The organism is Aeromonas sp. QDB14 (genome assembly GCF_027707845.1).
GTDB lineage: Bacteria > Pseudomonadota > Gammaproteobacteria > Enterobacterales > Aeromonadaceae > Aeromonas > Aeromonas caviae.
The window spans coordinates 18,171-37,243 of record NZ_JAPCJD010000027.1; the positions used below are offsets into that span (position 1 = coordinate 18,171).

Genomic DNA, 19,073 nt, shown 5'->3' on the forward strand with positions numbered 1-19,073 from the left:
TGCCCCCTGTGTTTACCTCTGACTTCGGCGAACGAGCAGGCTGTAGTAGAGCAGCGGGATCACCATCAGGGTGAGCAAGGTGGAGACCAGGATCCCGAAAATCAGGCTGATGGCCAGCCCGTTGAAGATGGGGTCATCCAGGATGAAAAGCGCCCCTATCATGGCCGCCAGCGCCGTCAGCATGATGGGTTTGGCTCGCACCTGCGCCGCCTCGATCACCGCCTGCTCGAACGCCATGCCACTCGCCCGCTGCTGCTCGATGAAATCCACCAGCAGGATGCTGTTGCGCACGATGATCCCGGCCAGGGCGATCATCCCGATCATCGAGGTGGCGGTGAACTGGGCCCCCAGCAGGGCGTGACCCGGCATCACCCCGATGAGGGTGAGCGGAATGGGGGCCATGATGATGAGCGGCACCAGATAGGAGCGGAACTGGGCCACCACCAGCAGGTAGATGAGGATCATCCCCACCCCGTAGGCCAGCCCCATGTCGCGGAAGGTCTCGTAGGTTATCTTCCACTCCCCGTCCCACAACAGCGCCACCTCCCCCAGCTTGTCGGGCTGATGCACGTAATACTGTGGCAGCGAGATGTCGGCACCGGCGGCAAACATGCCGTAGAGCGGGCTGTCGGCATGGCCGCCCATGTCAGCCACCACCATCACCATGGGCTGCATGTTCTTGTGCATGAGGTAGCTGGGGGCGACCTCGTCACGACGGCTCACCAGCTCGGAGACCCGCACCAGCTGGCCGCTCTGGCTGCGCACCTTGAGAGCCAGGATGCCGGTCAGATCCCGCTTGTCACCGGGGGCGAGCTCGATGCGGATCGGCACCGGGTACTTGGCGCCTTGCCCTTGCAGCCAGCTGGCATCCTGATAACCCACGCCCCCGTTGAGGGTCGCCACCAGATCCCCGAGAACGACCCCGAGCAGGGCCGCCTGGGCGCGATCCACCACCAGCCGCCACTTGGGCTGGGGGTCGGCCAGATAGATGTCCACGTCCACCAGATCCGCCGTGGCCACAAAGCGGGCCTCTACGACGCGGGCAGCGGCTTCACGGGCGGCCTGCGTCGGGCCATACACTTCCGCGACAATGGGCGACCAGACAGGCGGTCCCGGGGGCACCTCCACCACCTTGAGGTTGCCCCCTGCCGCACTGGCGATGGCCTGCAAGGGCGCACGCACCGACCGGGCAATCTCGTGACTGCTGCGATCCCGTTCATGCTTGTCCACCAGATTGACCTGGATGTCCCCCACGTTGGCGCCGCTGCGGATGAAGTAGTGGCGCACCAGCCCGTTGAAGTTGATGGGGGCGGCGGTGCCGGCGTAGATCTGGTAATCCTTCACCTCGGGCACCCTGGCGAGCTCCCGACCCACCGCCAGCAGGGTGCGCTCGGTCTGCTCCAGGGTCGCCCCCTCCGGCATGTCGAGCACCAGCTGGAATTCCGACTTGTTGTCAAAGGGGAGCATCTTGAGCACCACCCACTGCACCACGGGCATGGCGGCCGCCCCCGCCACCAGCAGCAGAATGACCAGCCAAAGCTTGTGTCTCGCTCTTTTGGCACCCGTCCCCATCAGAAAGGGGGTCATCAGCCGGTGAAAGAGCCCGGCCTTGGCCTCCCCGTGGGCGACATGCCCCTCGCGCTTGAGCAGGTGATTGGCCAACCAGGGGGAGAAGATGAAGGCCACCAGCAGGGAGATAAGCATCCCCATGCTGGCATTGATGGGGATGGGGCTCATGTAGGGGCCCATCAGGCCGCTGACGAAGGCCATGGGCAGCAGGGCCGCGATGACGGTCAGGGTCGCCAGTATGGTCGGCCCCCCCACCTCGTCCACCGCGCCCGGAATGAGATCCTTGAGGGACCCCTTGCCCAAACCGCGATGACGGTGGATGTTCTCCACCACGACGATGGCGTCATCCACCAGGATGCCGATGGAGAAGATCAGCGCAAAGAGGGACACCCGGTTGAGGGTAAAGCCCCACGCCCAGCTGGCAAACAGGGTCAGTGCCAGGGTGATGACGATGGCGACCCCCACCACCAGCGCCTCGCGCCACCCCATGCTCACCAGCACCAGCAATACCACCGCCGTGGTGGCAAAGATGAGCTTGCCGATGAGGGTGTTGGATTTGGTCTCGGCGGTGACGCCGTAGTCACGGGTCACCGTCACCTCGACGCCAGCCGGGATGAGCCGATTCCTGAGGCTCTCCACCCGTGCCTCCACCCGCTTGGCCACCTCCACCGCGTTCTGCCCCGGCTGCTTGCCGATGGCCAGGGTCACCGCCGGATAACTGCGATCCCCCTGCCCCATCCAGCTGCGCTGCACCGGGGTCTCCTGACCCAGCGAGACCCTGGCCACATCCCCCAGATAGACCGGCTTGCCGTTATGCAGGCCCACCACCAGTTCTCGAGCCTCCTGCTCGCTTTGCAGGAACTGCCCCACCTGCACCTTGATCTCCCGGTTATCTTGCTCGATAGCCTGTGTCGTGCCCACCTGATTGGCGGCCGCAAGTCGCTGGCTCAGCTCGCCCCAGCTGATGCCATGGGCGCTGAGGGCCGCCGGATCCGGCATCACCCGCAGCACGGCGCTCTGGCTGCCCAGCGTGTAGATATCGCGGGTACCGGGAATGCGCTTGAGTTCGGTCTCAAGCTCATGGGCAACCCGGGTCAGATCAAAGGCCCCCAGCTGCTTGCTCCCCTCTTTGCTCCAATCCTTGCTCCATAAGGTCAGACTGACGATGGGAACATCATCGATCCCCCGGGGTTTTACCAGTGGCTGACCGACTCCGATCCCCTGTGGCAACCAGTCGCGGTTGGAGTCGAGCTGGTTGTTGAGATCGACGATGGCCTGCTCCCGGCTCACGCCTACCTTGAACACCACCACCAGCAGGGCACCATCGGGTTGGGAGAAGGAGTAGAGGGTATCTATCCCCTTTATCTGGGAGACCACCTGCTCGGCAGGGGTGGTGACGAGGGATTCCACCTCTGCCGGGCTGGCACCCGGGAAGGGAATGTAGACGTCGGCGAAGGTGACATCGATCTGGGGCTCCTCCTCCTTGGGGGTCACCAGCACGGCAAAGAGGCCGAGCAAGAGCCCCACCAGCGCCAGCAACGGGGTGATGGCCGAGCCCTGAAACAGGGCCGCCAGCCGACCCGCCGGCCCCAGGTGGCCATGGTTGCCGTTCAGCTCGCTACTCATGGGGCACCTCCTGTTGACGGGTCCAGGCATCGGGGGCCAGGGTGTCACCGCCCTTGAGACCCGCCAGGACCTCGCACAGCCCAGCCTCGCAGTGGCCGATCCGCACCGGGGTCAGGGCCCATCCCTCCCCCTCTTTGAGGTAGACGCCGTTGAACTCCCCTTGCCGCAGCAGGGCGGGCTCCGGCACTTGCAGCACCTGACGCTCACCCTGTTTGAGCTGCACCTTGAGCCACATGCCGGGCAGCACCCCTGCCGTGTTCGGCGGCAGATCGAGGCGCAGCCGGAAACTGTGGCTCTGGCTGTCGGCGTAGTTGAAGCGGGTCAGCTTGACGGGAGTCACTGCCTTGCCACCGGGCAGCAGCACCTGCACATCCGACGGCTGGCCGGCGAGAGCCAGCGCGGACTGGGGTAGCTCCAGCTCCACCCTCAGCTCGCTCAGGGAGAAACCAGATAGCAGCGGCGTACCGGGGGCCACCGTCTCCCCCAGCTCCACCAGCCGCCTGGTCACCACCCCGGCGTAGGGGGCGAGGATACGGGTATAGCCGTAGGCTTCCCGGGCCTGGATGAGGGCGGCCTCGGCGGCATTGACCTCGGCGCGGGCGGCCCGATCCGTTGCCTGGGCGTTGTCGAGCTGGGCCCGGGTGATCACCCCCTTGGCGATGAGGGCCTGATAACGGGTGAGCTGGCGCTCGGCCTCCACCTGCTGGGCCTGGGCCCTGGCCACCCGTGCCTCGGCGCCGGTCACGGCGGCAGACTGCTCCTTGCCGCTTATCTCGAGCAGGGGCTGCCCGGCCTGTACCTCGTCGTTCACATCCACCAGCATGCGGGAGACACGGCCACTGGTCTGGGCCGCGACCGTCCCCTGATGAATGGCGCTCACGGTACCGCTCAGGGTGAGCCAGTCGGTGACGCGCTGCGGGGTCAGCGTCAGCGGCCCCTTGGCCTCCTCGGCCGCCACCAGGGTGGATGTCATGACCAGCAGGGTGGTCACCAGCAACCGGATTGTGTTCATCATGATTCTCCTTCCCTGGCTCATTGGCACCTTGAAAACTCAGGCAATACGGTGCTGGCGAGCCTTCTCCAGCACCCTGTTCCAGACCTTGTCCACCAGCAGGATCCCGGCCGCCATGGCCCCGATGAACAACATTATCATGGGCTGTCCGCTGGAAATGAGACTCAAGGCAGGCCCAGGACAGATGCCCACCAATCCCCAGCCGATACCAAACAGCGCAGCCCCGCCAATCAGGCGGCGATCCAGCACGGGAGCGGGAACCCGGACCATGGGCTCCCCCAGCAGGCTCAGACGACGGGGTTTCACCAGCAGGAAGTAGCCCGGCATGAAGACAGCCAGGGCCCCTCCCATCACGAAGGCCAGGCTGGGATCCCAGGCACCGGCCAGATCGAGAAACCCGGTGACCCGCGCCGGATCCATCATCCCGGAGAGGGTCATTCCCAGCCCGAACAACAGACCCGCAAACAGACTTGTCAGCAATTTCATGGCAATCAACCCGTCAAAACATGTGGTGAGTAAAGAACACGGTCGCCACGCCCATCCCCATAAAGGTGAGCGTCGCCACCACGGAGCGCGTCGACAGCCGCCCCATACCGCAGATGCCGTGACCGCTGGTGCAGCCATTGCCAAGACGGGTGCCGATGCCCACCAGCAGGCCGGCCAGCAGCACCACGGGCCAGCCGGGCAAGGCATCAAAGGCGGGCATGGTGGCCCAACCCAGGGTCAGCGCCAGCCAGGCCCCCAGTCCCAATCCCAGCAGAAACAGCACCCGCCAGGGGGTCTTGTACTGCATTGCACCGGCCAGAATGCCGCTGATCCCGGCCACCCGGCCGTTGAACAACATCAGGATCAGGGCCGAGAGCCCCGCCAGCATGCCGCCCCCCAACGAGAGCAGCCATTGGCTTTCCATCATCGAATTTCCTCATCTGAGTGACAAAAATGGGTTTGCAGCGCCGCCAGCACATCGGCCGCCGCCTCGCTCACCAGGGAGTAGTAGATCTGCTGGGAGACTTTGCGCGAGCGGATAAGGCCCTGGCGCTTCAATACCGACAGTTGCTGGGAGAAGGCCGACTGCCCGAGCTGACTGTGGGCCAGCAGCTCCCCGACCCCCTTCTCCCCTTCCACCAGCTGGCAGAGCACCATCAGGCGTTCAGGATGAGCCAGCGCCTTGAGCAGGCCGGCGGCGGCTGTCGCATGTCGGTTCATCTCGTCGAAGTGGCTCATAAGATTAAATTAGCAATTGCTGATATTTGTTCTATTGTATAAAACAACCCTAAATTAGCAATCACTAAACAAAAGGAGACGAGAAATGGCCGTCGATAACGGAGTCAGAGTGGTCGCAGGTGGCATGTTGCTGCTGTCGCTGCTGCTCACGGCCTGGGTCCACCCGGGCTTTGTCTGGTTGAGCGTCTTTGTCGGGGTCAACCTGATCCAGAGCGCGTTCACCGGGGTCTGTCCCGCCGCCGCCGTGCTCAGGCGAATGGGGCTCAAATAGGCAGGCGGACATATTGGCTCACAGGAGCCGTGTAATAGAGCGGAGGCTCATTATGGCAACCATCATCATCGGGGCAGGGTTGGGGGGCATGTCGGCCGCCTACGAGCTCAAGGCCGAACTCGGCAAGCAGCACGACGTCATCCTGGTGAACGACAAACCCGACTTTGAATTCAACCCTTCGAACCCGTGGATTGCGGTCCGGTGGCGAAAGCGCAAGGATATCTCCCTCCCCATAGAGCCTCATGTGAAGAAGAAGGGGATCCGCTTCATCCACGCCGCCCTGACCGGGTTGCAACCCCTCGAACAGCAGATCCGCCTCTCCGATGGCCAGCACCTGCACTACGACTTTCTGGTGCTCTGCACCGGCCCCGCACTCGCCTTTGAAGAGGTTCAGGGAGCGGGCCCGACGGCGGGCGGCACCGCCAGCGTCTGCACCCTCTCCCACGCAGAGGAGTGCCTGCACAGTGTCAACGGGCTGCTCGACGAACCGGGTCCGGTGATCGTCGGTGCCATGCCCGGCGCCTCCTGCTTCGGCCCGGCCTACGAATACGCCTTCATCCTCGATCGCCACCTGCGCGACAAGAAGGTGAGAAAGGACGTGCCCATGACCTTTGTCACCAGCGAACCCTACATCGGTCACCTCGGCCTCAACGGCGTGGGGGATTCCAAGGGCATGCTGGAGAGCGAGCTGCGCATGCGCGACATGCAATGGATCTGCAATGCCCGCACCGTGGCGGCCAGGGATGGGGTGATGACGGTGGAGGAGCTGGATGAAGATGGCAACGTCAAGCGCACCCACAGCCTCCCCTACAAGCATGCCATGATGCTGCCCGCCTTCGCCGGCATCAGCCCCCTGCGGGGTCTCGAGGGGCTGGTCAATCCCCGCGGGTTCGTCATCGTCGACGAACACCAGCGCAACCCTGTCTTCCCGCAGATTTACGCCGCCGGGGTCTGCATCGCCATCCCGCCCCAGCACAAGACGCCGGTACCGACCGGGGTGCCCAAGACCGGCTACATGATTGAGGCCATGGTGCGCACCCTGAGCCACAACATCAAGGCGGAGCTGGACGGCCAGCCCCCGGTCACCCGGGCGGTGTGGAATGCCATCTGTCTGGCGGACATGGGGGACACAGGGGCCGCCTTCGTGGCCATGCCGCAGATCCCGCCGCGCAACGTCGCCTGGTTCAAGAAAGGGAAGTGGGTCCACCTGGCCAAGATAGCGTTCGAGAAGTATTTCCTGCACAAGATGCAGGTGGGCGACACCGAACCCATCTATGAAAAACTGATGCTCAAATACCTGGGCATCGACAAGACCCGGTAACCCCCCAAGGGCCCGCCGGTGAAGGGAAGAGGGCTCCCTTCACCAGTGCTTTCATCTCTTTTTTATTATGTTTCAATATGTTGCTATCAATGGCTCGGGGTTTACCCAGGCCGCCGTATCGGCTACCATGTCGCCTCTTTATCACTAGCGGAGACCATCGGTGGGCAACTCATCAAGTGACAGACGCACGCCGGCCCTCGTCGTCGGCACCCTGGTCGCGAGCTAGCCGCAGGTTATTCTCTGCCGCGACTCGCCACCCTGCGAGAAGTAGATCCCTCTTTTCCCCGCTTTTCACACTTGACGTCAGGTGACGCGGACTCATCCCCCGACACCTTGCCTGCATAGTTTCTGCTTCCCAAAAGGAGGCTGCTATGCGCTTGATTTCAAACAACCCTGTCGCTGACAAATCCCCTTCCCTGCTGAGCAGACTGGGACGGGGCCTGCGACCACTCTGGCAACGTGGCAGACGGCGTCAGCACCTCTATCGGCTGCACATCCGCTGCGAAGACAGAGCCGACATGGAGCAGGTGCTGGCGGCGGTGAGCCACACCCTGCAACCGGCCGGACTCAGTCCTCTGCAGTCCATGAAGCCCGGGCGCGGTGAAGGCCGCGTGCTGGTGCTGAGCCTCTACTGCACGCCGCCCCAGCGCCGCTATCTGGTGCAGTTCATCCACCAGGTCGGGGCTCTCCACCCGGTACGCTGGGAACTGCGCCCCCGCGCCGGGGACGACGCCACCAGGCATTGACCCTCGAATGAGGCGGGTCCTTCCCGGGCAACCGTGAAGGGCCTGTACCCTGTTCTGCGCCATCCCGCTCCGTCAGGAGGCGGGTCGCGCCCTTGCATTCACCACGATGTCGACCTTGCCCCCCGTCTCTCACACAACCCGGGGGAGCAGGCTGGTCGGCATCCCAGGAGGAGACCCTTCATGAGAATGTGGCAACAACTCGATTTTCTCGCCCTGCTCGACACCCTGGCCAGCCTGCTGCTCGCCTTCGTGCTGGGCAGCCTGGTCGGCCTGGAGCGCCAGTACCGCCAGCGCACCGCCGGCCTTCGCACCAACGTGCTGGTCGCCGTGGGGGCGGCCCTGTTCGTCAACCTGGCCCAGCGCATCTATGACCTGCATGGTGGCAGTTACGGGGTCGTCCACGTGGTGGCCTACATCGTCTCCGGCATCGGTTTTCTCGGCGCTGGCGTCATCATGCGGGAATCCGGCAACATCCGGGGCATCAACACAGCGGCCACCCTGTGGGGCGTGGCCGCGGTCGGGGCCGCCTGCGGCGCCGGGTTCGCCCTGGAGGCCATCCTCGGCGCCCTCTTCGTGCTGGCCGCCAACACCCTGCTGCGTCCCCTGGTCAACCAGATAAACCGTGACCCGGTGAACAACATGGACACCGAAGTGACCTATCACGTGACCGCTCTCATCGGCCGCGCTCACCAGAAGGAGGTACTGCCCTGGCTCGAGCAGATGCTGGAGCAGGCCCACTACCCCCTGAGCGAGCTCGACATCACCCCCTTCGGCGATCAGGATCTCGAGATCTCGGCGGCGCTGCTCGCCACCGCCATCGATGGCACCAAGCTCGATGCCCTGATGAACACGCTCGGGGAGCACCCTCACATCAAGCAGATCTTCTGGCGGGCCAGCATTACCGATTGACGCCCTCATACCAGACGCAGCACAAAAAGCCCCGCCGGATCCGGCGGGGCTTTTTCACAGGAAAGGGAAGCCGTGTGCCTAACGGCGGCTGCGCCAGCGCACCCTGGGGTTGATGACCTGGGCGGTCTGGGCTGGGGGATTGCCCGCGATGAGTTGCTGCATCATCTCGAAGGCGGCACGGGCCAGGGCCGGGCAATCCTGGGCCACGGAATCGATGCGCATGGGGATGCAGTCGAGCAGATCGTGATCGTCGAACGTACACAGGCGCATGCCGGTCTCCATCAGTTCCGCCTCGTTGAGGTAGCGCAGCACCCCCTCCAGCAGGGTGAAAGAGGCGGTAAAAAGCCCCTTCGGCGGCGCCCCGAGTTCGTCCACCAGCTCAGACATCAGCTGATAGCCCGAGCTCGGCTGGTAGTCACGGTGGCGGACCCGGTCTGAAGTGGCCTCCAGCCCGGCCCGGTGCAATCCGAGCTCGTAACCCGCCAGCCGGTGGCGGCTGGGGGAGAGATCCAGCAGACCGCCGAAGTAATAGATCTCCTCCCCGCAATCCTCGGCCATATCCTGCACCAGCTCGGCGGTAGCCTTGCAGGCGTCCGAGATCACCATGGGCAGGCGCGACTCACCGATGTGGCGGTCGAGCTGCACCACCGGCAAGCGGTCGTGGATGCGGGCATAGATGTCGTCACTGTGGCCGCTGGAGGCGACGATGAGGCCATCCACCTGACGGCTGATGAGGTTGTCCACCACCCGCTGCTCCAGGGTGGGGTCATCCTCGGAGCAGGCGATGAGCAGCTGGATCCCCGCCTCCCGACAGCGGGCCTCAAGGGCCCGGGCGATGCTGGCGAAGCCGAAGTTGGTGAGGTCAGGGATCACCAGCCCCCAGGTGTAGCTGCGCACCTCCCGCAGGGAGCGGGCATGGATGCTCGGCTGATAGTGGCACTCGTCCGCCACCGCCTGGATCCGCTTGCGGGTATCGTCGGCGATGCGGTATTCCGCACTCTTGCCGTTGAGCACCAGGCTGGCGGTGGCCTTGGAGACCCCCGCAAGCGTGGCTATCTGGGCAATCGTGATCCGTTTCTTCTTCTCCACCTGACCTCCCGGCACACTGACACCGGGCTATTGTACTAGGCAGGTCGCCAGCGGCCAGTGATCGAGGCAAATTTTGCTGTCATCACCACCGCAACGTGCGGAAAGTACTGGGTTTTCGCCGGGGAAGTAACGGGTCGACAAGCTCTGGCGCCCGCCATCGACGAAGCACTCCAGGCTGGAGCGGTCACACAAGACGGTGATCTTGCCCCCAAGCCAGGGGGCGCTTCGCTCCTCCCACTCCCCGCTCTGCCAGTTCTGGCGACGCAGCACAAGACGCCCCGGCTGCCAGCACAGCTCGACCACGGCCCCGAACCCGAGGCGCCCTTCACCGCACAACGCCAGATCGAGCCAGGCCGAGTCGATGGCCAGTGCAGGCAGCTCATCCGGCGCCCCCTCGAAGCGGGTCTGCTCCCCTTTCAGGGCGCCCAGCTCAGCCACCGGCCGCTGGCAGAGCCACTCATCCTGCCAGAACAGCTCCCGCGGGCAGCTCATCTGGTGGATCCAGCCGTGCTCGAGAGTGGGCTGGCTCATCTCGTTCTCCTCCGGCAAGCCCAGCCAACCGAACAGCAGGCGCCGCCCCTGACTGTCCTGGGTAGTCTGGGGGGCATAGAACTCGAATCCCCGGTCCAGCTCGTGGAAAGCCCCGTGGGCGAAGTGCGTCCCGTCGAAGTCACCCGCCAGCCAGCCGCACTGGTAGAGGTTGCGATAATCCTCTCCCTGCGGGGCAATCCCCTGCGGGCAGCTGATCAGCACATGGCGATCTCCCAGGGGGAAGAGGTCCGGACACTCCCACATGTAGCCAAACTCCCCGAGACCGCCGCGCCCGCTGCCGGCGATGGGGCCCACCAGCGTCCAGGCATCCAGGGTATCACCGCGATAGAGCAGCACCTCACCCCGATCGTCCAGGGTACGAGCCCCCAGCACCATCAACCACTGCCGAGCGTCGTGCCACACCTTGGGGTCGCGCACATGGCCGCTGTAGCCTTCGGGTAGATCCAGCACAGGGCCCAGCTTCTCGAAGCCCCCCGCACCGTCGGCGCGGGCCAGACACTGGTAGGCGGTGCGGCTGCCGTCCGGGTATTTGACGTTGCCGGTGTAGATAAGGGTCAGACGCCCCTGCTCATCGCTCACCGCCGAGCCCGAATAGCAACCGTGGCTCTCATAGGCCTCGGTAGGCAGCAGCGCCACCGGCTCGTGCTGCCAGTGCAGCAGATCGGTGGAGGTGACATGCCCCCAGCCCTTGTTGCGGTGCTCGCAACCGAGCGGGTTCCACTGGTAGAAAAGATGGTAGCGCCCGTCGTGCTCGATGAAGCCGTTGGGATCGTTGAGCAGCCCCACCGGGGCTGCCAGATGCCAGCGGGGCCGATGGGGATCGGCCGCCGCCTTGAGCTGTCCGGCCAGCAGGGACCGGACAACCTGGTTCAGGAGATGGCTTTCCTTCATCACTCCACCTTGTACTTGAGCAGGTAGGAGGCGGCGAAAGCGGCGCCAAAGGCGATCACCAGACCGATGACGTAGTGGATGAGGCTCATGGGCTGGACGATGGCCATGCCCGGGATGCCGGTCAGGCCCACCGCCGTCATGCCGACCTTGGCCGCCACCACGTAGGCGCCGCCGCAGGCCCCGCCGAACAGGCCGGCCAGGAAGGGCTTGATGTAGCGCAGGTTGACCCCGAAGATCGCCGCCTCGGTGATGCCGAGCAGGCAGGACATGGCCGCCGGCACCGTGATGGCCTTGATCTTCATGTCCCGGGTCTTGAAGTAGACCGCGAGGCAAGCCCCGCCCTGGGCCACGTTGGCCATGGCCCAGATGGGCAGCAGGAAGTTGACGCCGATGGCAGGGTTGGCCAGCAGCCCCGCCTCGATGGCGTGGAAGCTGTGGTGGATGCCGGTGATGACGATGAGCGAATAGGTGCCGCCAAACACCAGACCCGCCAGCCAGCCTGCCTGCTCATAGAGGGCGCTCAGACCGAACGAGATGCCATCCCCCAGCACCCGCCCGGCGGGGCCGATGAAGAGCAGCGCCACGAAGCCGGTGATGATGACGGTCAAAAACGGGGTGAGGATGAGATCCAGAGCGTCAGGGATGCGCTTGCGCAGCTGCTTCTCCAGGTGGGACATGAACCAGACCGCCAGGAGCACCGGGAAGACGGTGCCCTGGTAGCCAATCATGGCGACATCCAGGCCGAAGAAGTCCATGGTCTTGAAGCCCCCGGCCACGCCCCAAGCGTTGGTCAGGGCCGGGTGGGTGAGAATGCCGCCGAGCGTCGCCCCCAGATAGGGGTTGCCGCCGAATTCGCGCGCCGCCGTAAAGCCGATGAGGATCGGCAGGATGATGAAGGCTGCCGAGCTGAACATGTCGAGCATGACGAACAGGGCGCTATCGGCGTTGACCCAGCCGTAGGTGCGCACCATGCCGAGCAGCCCCATCAGCAGGCCGGAGGCGACGATGGCCGGAATGATGGGCACGAAGATGTTGGAGAGGGTCCGCGCCAGACGCTGGGCCACGTTGAGCTTGGCCGTCGCCATGTCGGTCAGCTCCGCCTTGCTGGCGGTGCCGGTCCCGGTCAGGGTGACGAACTCCGCATAGACCTTGTTGACCAGGCCGGTGCCGAAAATGACCTGGATCTGGCCGGCGTTGCTGAAGCACCCCTTGACCCCCTCCAGCTTGTCGATGGCGGCCTTGTTCACCTTGCTGTCGTCCGCCAGCACCAGCCGCAGCCGGGTGGCGCAGTGGGCGGCGCTGACGATGTTCTCCCTGCCCCCGAGCAGGGGCACCAGATCCTGGGCTATCGCACTGATATTCATATTCTTCCTCTTATGACCCGCCACGCTGGCGGGCCCTTGTCACATGAGAGTAGGGGCTGTCGAGCCGGGCTTCTAGCCGCAGATCAACAGCCGTCTGCGCCTGATCGCAAAAATTCATCCAGCCGGGTGCGGGTGGGCAGTGCCGTCATCGCTCCCTTGGCGGTGGTGGCGAGCGCCCCGCAGCCGTGGGCCTGGGCCAGGATGGCGGGCAGCTCGGCCAGCGTCGGCAGCGAGGTCCGTTCGGCCAAGGCCGCCAGCAGTCCGGCGACGAAGGCATCCCCCGCCCCCGTGGTATCGAGTGGCGTCACTTTGGGCCCCACCCACTCCAGCAACTCGCCACCCAGACGGGCCACCACGCCCCCCGCCCCCCGGGTCACCAGCACCAGTGCCGGGCCTGAAAGAGTGGCAAGCCCCGCCGCCATATCGTCCAGACCGCTCAGCAGTTGCAGCTCCTCCACCGAGAGCTTGACCACGTCTGCAAGGGCCATGGCCTCGCGCACCACGGGCAGCATCTCGGCAGGGTTGCCCCACACCTCTGGCCTCAGGTTGGGGTCGAAGCAGACCCGCCCCCCGACGGCCCGGATGGTCGCCATGGCTTGCAGGCAACTGCTGCGCACCGGCTCGTTGGCGAGCGCAATGGAGCAGGTCAGCAGCCACTGCCCGGCCTGGAAGACCGGCAGATCGGCGGGGCTCAGGAACTGATCGGCGCTCGGGCGCACCATGAAGGTGAAACTGCGCTCCCCCGCCTCATCGAGATCCACCAGCACCGTGCTGGTGCGATGGGCCGGATCCTGGATCAGGTGGCGAATGTCGACCCCCTCCCTGGCCAGGGTCTCCCCCATGAAGCGGCCGAAGGGATCCGCGCCGACCCGGCCAATGAAGGCCGACTCCCCGCCGAGCCGGGCAACGCCCACCGCCACGTTGGCCGGTGCGCCACCCGGACACTTGAGGTAGTGCTGCTCCCCTTCCGGGATCAAGTCCACTACCGCATCCCCCATTACCCACACACGATTCGTCACCTTGTTGCTACTCCACTGCTGCACAGGATTTGCCGGGGTCAGCCCCGGGTTCTGGGTCCGCATTATCAGCTAAACCGTTTTAGCTAACCAACAGATCCCGGGGTCGCCTGCCATTTTTGTGATCGGGATAACGAACTAGAACCAGGTTTCCATCTGCACGCCAAAGTTCCACTCGCCCCCGGCGGTAAAGTTGCTCTGGCCCATGGCATCGGAGCTGGCGTAGTTGTCGAGCTCGGAGGACCAGTCCATCCAGGTGGCGAACACCCGAAGCTCGGGCCGCTCGAAGAAGCCGGCGGTCTGCGCCTTGAAGGTCGGCGCGAAGGTGAGCTTGGTGAAATCGCCGCTCACCGCCTGACGACCCTTGTAGCCCTTGGGATCGAGGTCCATGTACTGCCAGGTCGCCTCGTAGACCAGCTCGACGTTCTGGCTCAGCACCTGGGCCAGGCGGCCATTGAGGGTCACCCAGCGGTACTCGTCCCCTTTCACGTAACGATCCTGGCTGTGCTCGGCCAGCAGGGCCGGGGCGACACGCCAGCGGGGCGCAAGATCGGTGGCGCCAAACACGGCGACCCGCACCGCATCGGCATCCGGCAGCAGCTCGCTGTCGGAGCCCAGCCCCTTGAGCTCGGCCCCCAGACCGTGGCCATACAGCACCGCCGCCTTGGAGAAACCGGGGTTGATGCCAAAGAAACTGTCGGCGTGGTAGGCCACCAGGGTGTGGGCCCCCTTGTTCGCCGCTTCGCTGCCCGCGCCGCCGTCATTGATGCGCGCCTCGTTGTCCTTGGCGGAGAGGCCGTTCAGCATCCACTGCCAGTTGCCAACGCGGTTGTTCATGGTGAGGATGTAGCTTTCGATGTCGGAGAGACCGCTCGCGCTGATGTCGCCGTAGTCGCGCCCGTAGAGGGAGAAGTTTGCCTTCCAGCTGTCGGCCAGCTGCACGTCGTAGACGCCGCCGCCGGTGCCGGCCAGGAAGACCACGTCCGAGTCGAGCCAGTGGATGTCGAAGTTGTCCCGGTCAAAGCGCTTGCCCGCCCAGAGCACCGAGTGCTGGAAAGGACCGCTGAAGCTCGCCAGATCGCCGATTTCGGCAAACACCTGGCGGGTGTTGAGGCTGGAATCGCTGGCGGTCCAGTCGTTGCTGGTCTCCACCCCGTCCGCCAGCATCAGCTTGTAGCGGGCCCAGCTGCCATCGTCGAAGGTCTGGGTCTTCAGCAGGTTGGCCTCCATGTAGGTGTCATCCTCGTTGCCAAGGCGACCCACGGCGCCCCCCACCGAGCCGGCCGGGGTGATGTAGGGGCCGCCGCGGCCACCGTTGCCATTGCCGTTCACCAGCAGGCCCGAGCGGGCATAGCCGTGGAACTCGAAGCCCTGGGCCCCGACGGTCTGCTTGTCCACCTTCTCGCTCTGAGCCTTGGCCACCACGGCCGTCTCGCGGGCTTCGTTTGCCTTGCTCTGGGCCTCATCGGCCCGCGCTTCGGCAGCGGTGGCACGCGCCTCGGCCGCCTGCACCCGCGCCTCCAGCGCCGCCAGACGAGCCTCGATACCACCATCCGCCGCCCACAACGGGTTGCTCATTCCCAATCCCAGCGCCACGGCCAGCGCCAACTTGCTCTTGAACATCGTCATCGTCCTCACCTGTCTTCTGTCGCCCGTCCGGGCTCTGTTGTTGTTGACGAGCCGAGCATAGCTAAACCGCTTTAGCTGACTCAATATGCCAGCTAAACCGTTTCAGCAGGAGTGTGAGCGGGATAACATTTGTACAGGAGGAATTGGTGGAAGTTGTGAGGAGGATCCCTCATCGGGATCCACTCAATAAGGGGGGATCCAGGCCAGATGGCGGGCAAAAAAAAAAGCCGGCACATTCGTGCCGGCTTGGGTAACGCGGGTCGCGTTTATTTGGTCAGGTCGTCGAAGAAGCGTTTCACCCCTTCGAAGAAGCCTTCGGATTTCGGCTTGTGAGTCTTGGCAGCGGCGCCGCTGAAGGAGTCGTCCAGCTGGCGCAGCAGATCTTTCTGGGTCTCGGTCAGCTTGACCGGAGTCTCGATCACCACCTTGCACATCAGATCCCCCACCTGGCCGGAGCGCACGGACTTGACGCCCTTGCCCCGCAGGCGGAACAGCTTGCCGGTCTGGGTCTCCGGGGTCACCTTGAGCTTGACCCGGCCATCCAGGGTCGGCACTTCAATCTCCCCGCCGAGCGCCGCCGTGGTGAAGCTGATGGGCACTTCGCAGTAGAGGTCGTTGCCGTCACGGACGAAGATCTCGTGCTCGCGCACATGGACCTGTACGTAGAGATCTCCCGCCGATGCGCCGGTTTCCCCCGCTTCCCCTTCGCCGGAGAGACGGATGCGATCCCCGGTATCGACCCCGGCCGGGATCTTGACCGACAGGGTCTTGGTCTTCTGGTAGCGCCCTTCCCCATGGCACTTGCGGCACGGATCCTTGATGATCTTGCCGCGACCGTGACAGTGGGGGCAGGGCTGCTGCACCGCGAAGAAGCCCTGGCGCATCTGCACCTGGCCGGAGCCGTGGCAGGTGGGGCAGGTCTGGGCCTGGCTTCCGGTATGGGCACCGGAGCCGTTGCACACTTCGCAGTGGACCTGGGTCGGGATCTTGATCTCCTTGGAGACCCCGCGCACCGCCTCTTCCAGCGTCAGCTCCATGTTGTAGCGCAGGTCGGAGCCACGGGCCGGGCCGCGACGACCGCCCCCGCGACCACCGAAGATGTCGCCAAACACATCGCCGAAGATATCGCCGAAATCGGCACCACCGCCAAAGCCGCCGTGGCCGCCACCCTGGCTCGGATCCACCCCGGCATGACCGTACTGGTCATAACGGGCACGCAGGTTCTCGTCGGTCAGGACCTCGTAGGCTTCCTTGACCTCTTTGAACTTCTCTTCAGCCCCGGCATCACCCTGGTTGCGATCCGGGTGATACTTCATGGCCAGACGCTTGTACGCCTTCTTGATCTCGCGCTCGTCGGCACCTTTCGACACCCCGAGCACTTCGTAGAAATCGCGCTTCGACATACTCATCCTGTTGCTATATCAGCAGTTACGCAGACGGGCGTTGGTTACCCAACGCCCGTAAATTCATTGACGAATCTGCTCACACTCTTACTACGAAGCCGTGATCAAGGCTCATGTGCTGCTCGGAATCCTCACGTATATCTGTACGCTCCGGTTCCTGCGCTGCTCTTTACCTTGCTGACGGCCTCTCGCGACAGACCGTGAACAGATTCTGAGCCGATGGGCGAAGCGGACTTCGCCCATCCGGGTCGGGCTTATTTCTTGTCGTCTTTCACTTCTTCGAACTCGGCGTCGACCACGTCGTCGTCAGCCTTGGCAGAAGAGGAGGACTGACCGGCGTCAGCACCGGCGGCGCCTTGCGCCTGAGCCTGCTGCTGGGCAATTTCCATCAGCTTCTGGGACGCTTCCAGCAGAGCCTGCTGTTTGGCTTCGATGGCAGCCTTGTCGTCACCCTTGATGGCGGATTCCAGCTCGCTCAGGGCAGTCTCGATCTTGGTCTTCTCGTCGGCAGGCAGAGCTTCACCGGCTTCGGTGACCTGCTTGCGCACGGAGTGGACCAGACCGTCAGCCTGGTTGCGGGCCTGCACCAGCTCTTCGAACTTCTTGTCCTCGGCCGCGTTGGCTTCGGCTTCGCGTACCATGCGTTCGATCTCGTCATCAGACAGACCGGAAGAGGCCTGGATGGTGATCTTCTGCTCCTTGTTGGTCTCCTTGTCTTTGGCGGAGACGTGCAGGATGCCGTTGGCGTCGATGTCGAAGGTCACTTCGATCTGCGGCAGACCGCGCGGTGCCGGGCGGATGCCTTCCAGGTTGAACTGGCCCAGGGACTTGTTGTCGCTGGCGCGCTTGCGCTCACCCTGCAGCACGTGAATGGTCACGGCAGACTGGTTGTCTTCGGCGGTGGAGAAAACCTGGGACTTCTTGGTCGGAATGGTGGTGTTCTTCTCGATGAGCGCGGTCATCACGCTGCCCATGGTTTCGATCCCCAGGGAGAGCGGAGTCACGTCCAGCAGCAGTACGTCGGTCTTGTCACCGGACAGTACGGCACCCTGGATGGCAGCACCCATGGCCACGGCTTCGTCCGGGTTGACGTCTTTGCGCGGCTCTTTGCCGAAGAAGTCGGCCACGGTCTTCTGAACCAGCGGCATACGGGTCTGACCGCCCACCAGGATGACGTCGTCGATCTCGCCAACCGCCAGACCGGAGTCTTTCAGGGCGACACGAACCGGCTCCAGGGAGTCTTTCACCATGTCTTCCACCAGGGATTCCAGCTTGGCGCGGGTCACCTTGATGTTCATGTGCTTCGGACCGGTGGCATCTGCTGTGATGTACGGCAGGTTGACGTCGGTCTGCTGGGCAGAAGAGAGCTCAATCTTGGCTTTTTCGGCGGCATCTTTCAGACGCTGCAGAGCCAGCTGGTCGTTGCGCAGGTCAATGCCCTGCTCGCGCTTGAACTCGTCAACCAGGTAGTTGATGACGCGGTTGTCGAAGTCTTCACCACCCAGGTGGGTGTTACCGTTGGTTGCCAGCACTTCGAAGGTGGTTTCCCCTTCGACTTCGTCGATCTCGATGATGGAGATATCGAAGGTACCGCCCCCTAAGTCATACACGGCAACCTTGCGCTCACCCTTGACCTTGTTGACGCCGTAGGCGAAAGCCGCGGCAGTCGGTTCGTTGATGATGCGCTTGACGTCCAGACCGGCGATGCGACCGGCATCCTTGGTGGCCTGACGCTGGGCGTCGTTGAAGTAGGCCGGTACGGTGATGACGGCTTCGGTCACCGGCTCGCCCAGGTAGTCCTCGGCGGTCTTCTTCATCTTTTTCAGCACTTCGGCAGAGATCTGCGGCGGTGCCATCTTCTTGCCTTTCACTTCAACCCAGGCGTCACCGTTGTCGGCCTTGGCGATGGCGTACGGCATGATTTTCAGGTCACGTTGTACTTCGTCATCTTCGAAACGACGGCCGATCAGACGCTTGATGGCGAACAGCGTGTTCTTCGGGTTGGTGATGGCTTGGCGCTTGGCCGGCTGACCAACCAGGATTTCGCCGTCATCGGCATAGGCAATGATGGACGGAGTAGTACGGTCGCCTTCCGCGTTCTCGATCACGCGAGCATGGTCGCCATCCAGAATAGCGACGCAGGAGTTGGTAGTACCCAGGTCAATACCGATGATTTTACCCATTTGACGAATCTCCAAATACTTTGAATAAACTGGCGAGGGGCTCGCCTTGATACGTTAACGGCTAGGTGGGGCCTGCCACTGTGGCTTTCAAGCTCCCGGCATCAAATTTTTTGTGCCGCCGTGGCCTTGCAACCTATATGGGGTCTCAAGTCGGCGCTTCAAGTCCGGCCCTGAAAAAACCTGCATACAGGCCACCTGACAGCCAAATGACGCCAGACACGTTTTCTGGCGCCACATCCAACAAAAAGCCCGCCAAGCGGCGGGCTTG

The 19,073-nt window shown here is 63.9% G+C and carries 16 protein-coding genes; 4 read left to right on the forward strand and 12 right to left on the reverse strand.

Going from position 1 to position 19,073, the window contains the following annotated elements; genetic code table 11:
• Nucleotides 1-12: 12 nt before the first annotated feature.
• The 5 genes from PG887_RS10885 to PG887_RS10905 are packed head-to-tail and all read right to left on the reverse strand — an operon-like array spanning nt 13 to nt 5,431.
• Nucleotides 13-3,195: an efflux RND transporter permease subunit gene (locus PG887_RS10885; protein WP_270821677.1), complete on the reverse strand. Its 3,183-nt coding sequence runs from the start codon at nt 3,193-3,195 to the stop codon at nt 13-15.
• Nucleotides 3,188-4,207, reverse strand: a complete 1,020-nt coding sequence (locus PG887_RS10890; RefSeq protein ID WP_270821698.1) for an efflux RND transporter periplasmic adaptor subunit — start codon at nt 4,205-4,207, stop codon at nt 3,188-3,190. The genes PG887_RS10885 and PG887_RS10890 overlap by 8 nt, the downstream gene beginning before the upstream one ends.
• Nucleotides 4,208-4,246: 39 nt before the next feature.
• On the reverse strand, nt 4,247-4,693 hold the full coding sequence (locus tag PG887_RS10895) for a YeeE/YedE family protein (RefSeq protein WP_270821678.1): 447 nt from the start codon (nt 4,691-4,693) through the stop codon (nt 4,247-4,249).
• Between the two features lie 13 nt (nt 4,694-4,706).
• Entirely contained in the window at nt 4,707-5,120 is a 414-nt protein-coding gene (locus tag PG887_RS10900) for a YeeE/YedE family protein (protein WP_042881673.1), read from the reverse strand.
• A complete protein-coding gene (locus PG887_RS10905) occupies nt 5,117-5,431 on the reverse strand; it encodes an ArsR/SmtB family transcription factor (RefSeq protein WP_039039225.1) in 315 nt (104 codons plus the stop codon). Before PG887_RS10905 ends, PG887_RS10900 begins: the two co-directional genes overlap by 4 nt.
• Before the next feature lie 85 nt (nt 5,432-5,516).
• Between PG887_RS10905 and PG887_RS10910 the strand changes: the two genes are divergently transcribed.
• From PG887_RS10910 to PG887_RS10925, 4 genes are all read left to right on the forward strand, one after another.
• The gene (locus PG887_RS10910) at nt 5,517-5,702 is read left to right on the forward strand and encodes a YgaP family membrane protein (protein WP_052814676.1); all 186 of its coding nucleotides are present in this window, start codon (nt 5,517-5,519) and stop codon (nt 5,700-5,702) included.
• 52 nt (nt 5,703-5,754) lie between these two features.
• Entirely contained in the window at nt 5,755-7,023 is a 1,269-nt protein-coding gene (locus tag PG887_RS10915) for an NAD(P)/FAD-dependent oxidoreductase (RefSeq protein ID WP_143237825.1), read from the forward strand.
• A 371-nt stretch (nt 7,024-7,394) separates the two neighbouring features.
• Nucleotides 7,395-7,769, forward strand: a complete 375-nt coding sequence (locus PG887_RS10920; protein WP_270821680.1) for a hypothetical protein — start codon at nt 7,395-7,397, stop codon at nt 7,767-7,769.
• Nucleotides 7,770-7,949: 180 nt separating this feature from the next.
• The gene (locus PG887_RS10925) at nt 7,950-8,678 is read left to right on the forward strand and encodes an MgtC/SapB family protein (protein ID WP_052814657.1); all 729 of its coding nucleotides are present in this window, start codon (nt 7,950-7,952) and stop codon (nt 8,676-8,678) included.
• Nucleotides 8,679-8,756: 78 nt separating this feature from the next.
• On the opposite strand, the gene PG887_RS10930 is transcribed toward PG887_RS10925, so the two are convergent.
• The 7 genes from PG887_RS10930 to dnaK all read right to left on the reverse strand — a co-directional run bounded on the left by PG887_RS10930 (nt 8,757) and on the right by dnaK (nt 18,805).
• The gene (locus PG887_RS10930) at nt 8,757-9,767 is read right to left on the reverse strand and encodes a substrate-binding domain-containing protein (RefSeq protein WP_041213247.1); all 1,011 of its coding nucleotides are present in this window, start codon (nt 9,765-9,767) and stop codon (nt 8,757-8,759) included.
• Between the two features lie 27 nt (nt 9,768-9,794).
• Nucleotides 9,795-11,210, reverse strand: a complete 1,416-nt coding sequence (locus tag PG887_RS10935) for a glycoside hydrolase family 32 protein (protein WP_270821681.1) — start codon at nt 11,208-11,210, stop codon at nt 9,795-9,797.
• Complete coding sequence (locus PG887_RS10940; RefSeq protein ID WP_053288278.1) at nt 11,210-12,574, reverse strand: sucrose-specific PTS transporter subunit IIBC; 1,365 nt, start codon at nt 12,572-12,574, stop codon at nt 11,210-11,212. The genes PG887_RS10935 and PG887_RS10940 overlap by 1 nt, the downstream gene beginning before the upstream one ends.
• Nucleotides 12,575-12,657: 83 nt before the next feature.
• Nucleotides 12,658-13,617, reverse strand: a complete 960-nt coding sequence (locus PG887_RS10945; RefSeq protein ID WP_270821699.1) for an aminoimidazole riboside kinase — start codon at nt 13,615-13,617, stop codon at nt 12,658-12,660.
• Between the two features lie 111 nt (nt 13,618-13,728).
• Nucleotides 13,729-15,219 carry a carbohydrate porin gene (locus PG887_RS10950; protein WP_081999358.1) on the reverse strand — a complete coding sequence of 497 codons (1,491 nt, stop codon included), beginning with the start codon at nt 15,217-15,219 and terminating at the stop codon, nt 13,729-13,731.
• Nucleotides 15,220-15,485: 266 nt separating this feature from the next.
• Nucleotides 15,486-16,622: a molecular chaperone DnaJ gene (dnaJ, locus tag PG887_RS10955; RefSeq protein ID WP_039039235.1), complete on the reverse strand. Its 1,137-nt coding sequence runs from the start codon at nt 16,620-16,622 to the stop codon at nt 15,486-15,488.
• 254 nt (nt 16,623-16,876) lie between these two features.
• Entirely contained in the window at nt 16,877-18,805 is a 1,929-nt protein-coding gene (gene dnaK, locus PG887_RS10960; RefSeq protein WP_010673646.1) for a molecular chaperone DnaK, read from the reverse strand.
• Between the last annotated feature and the right edge of the window lie 268 nt (nt 18,806-19,073).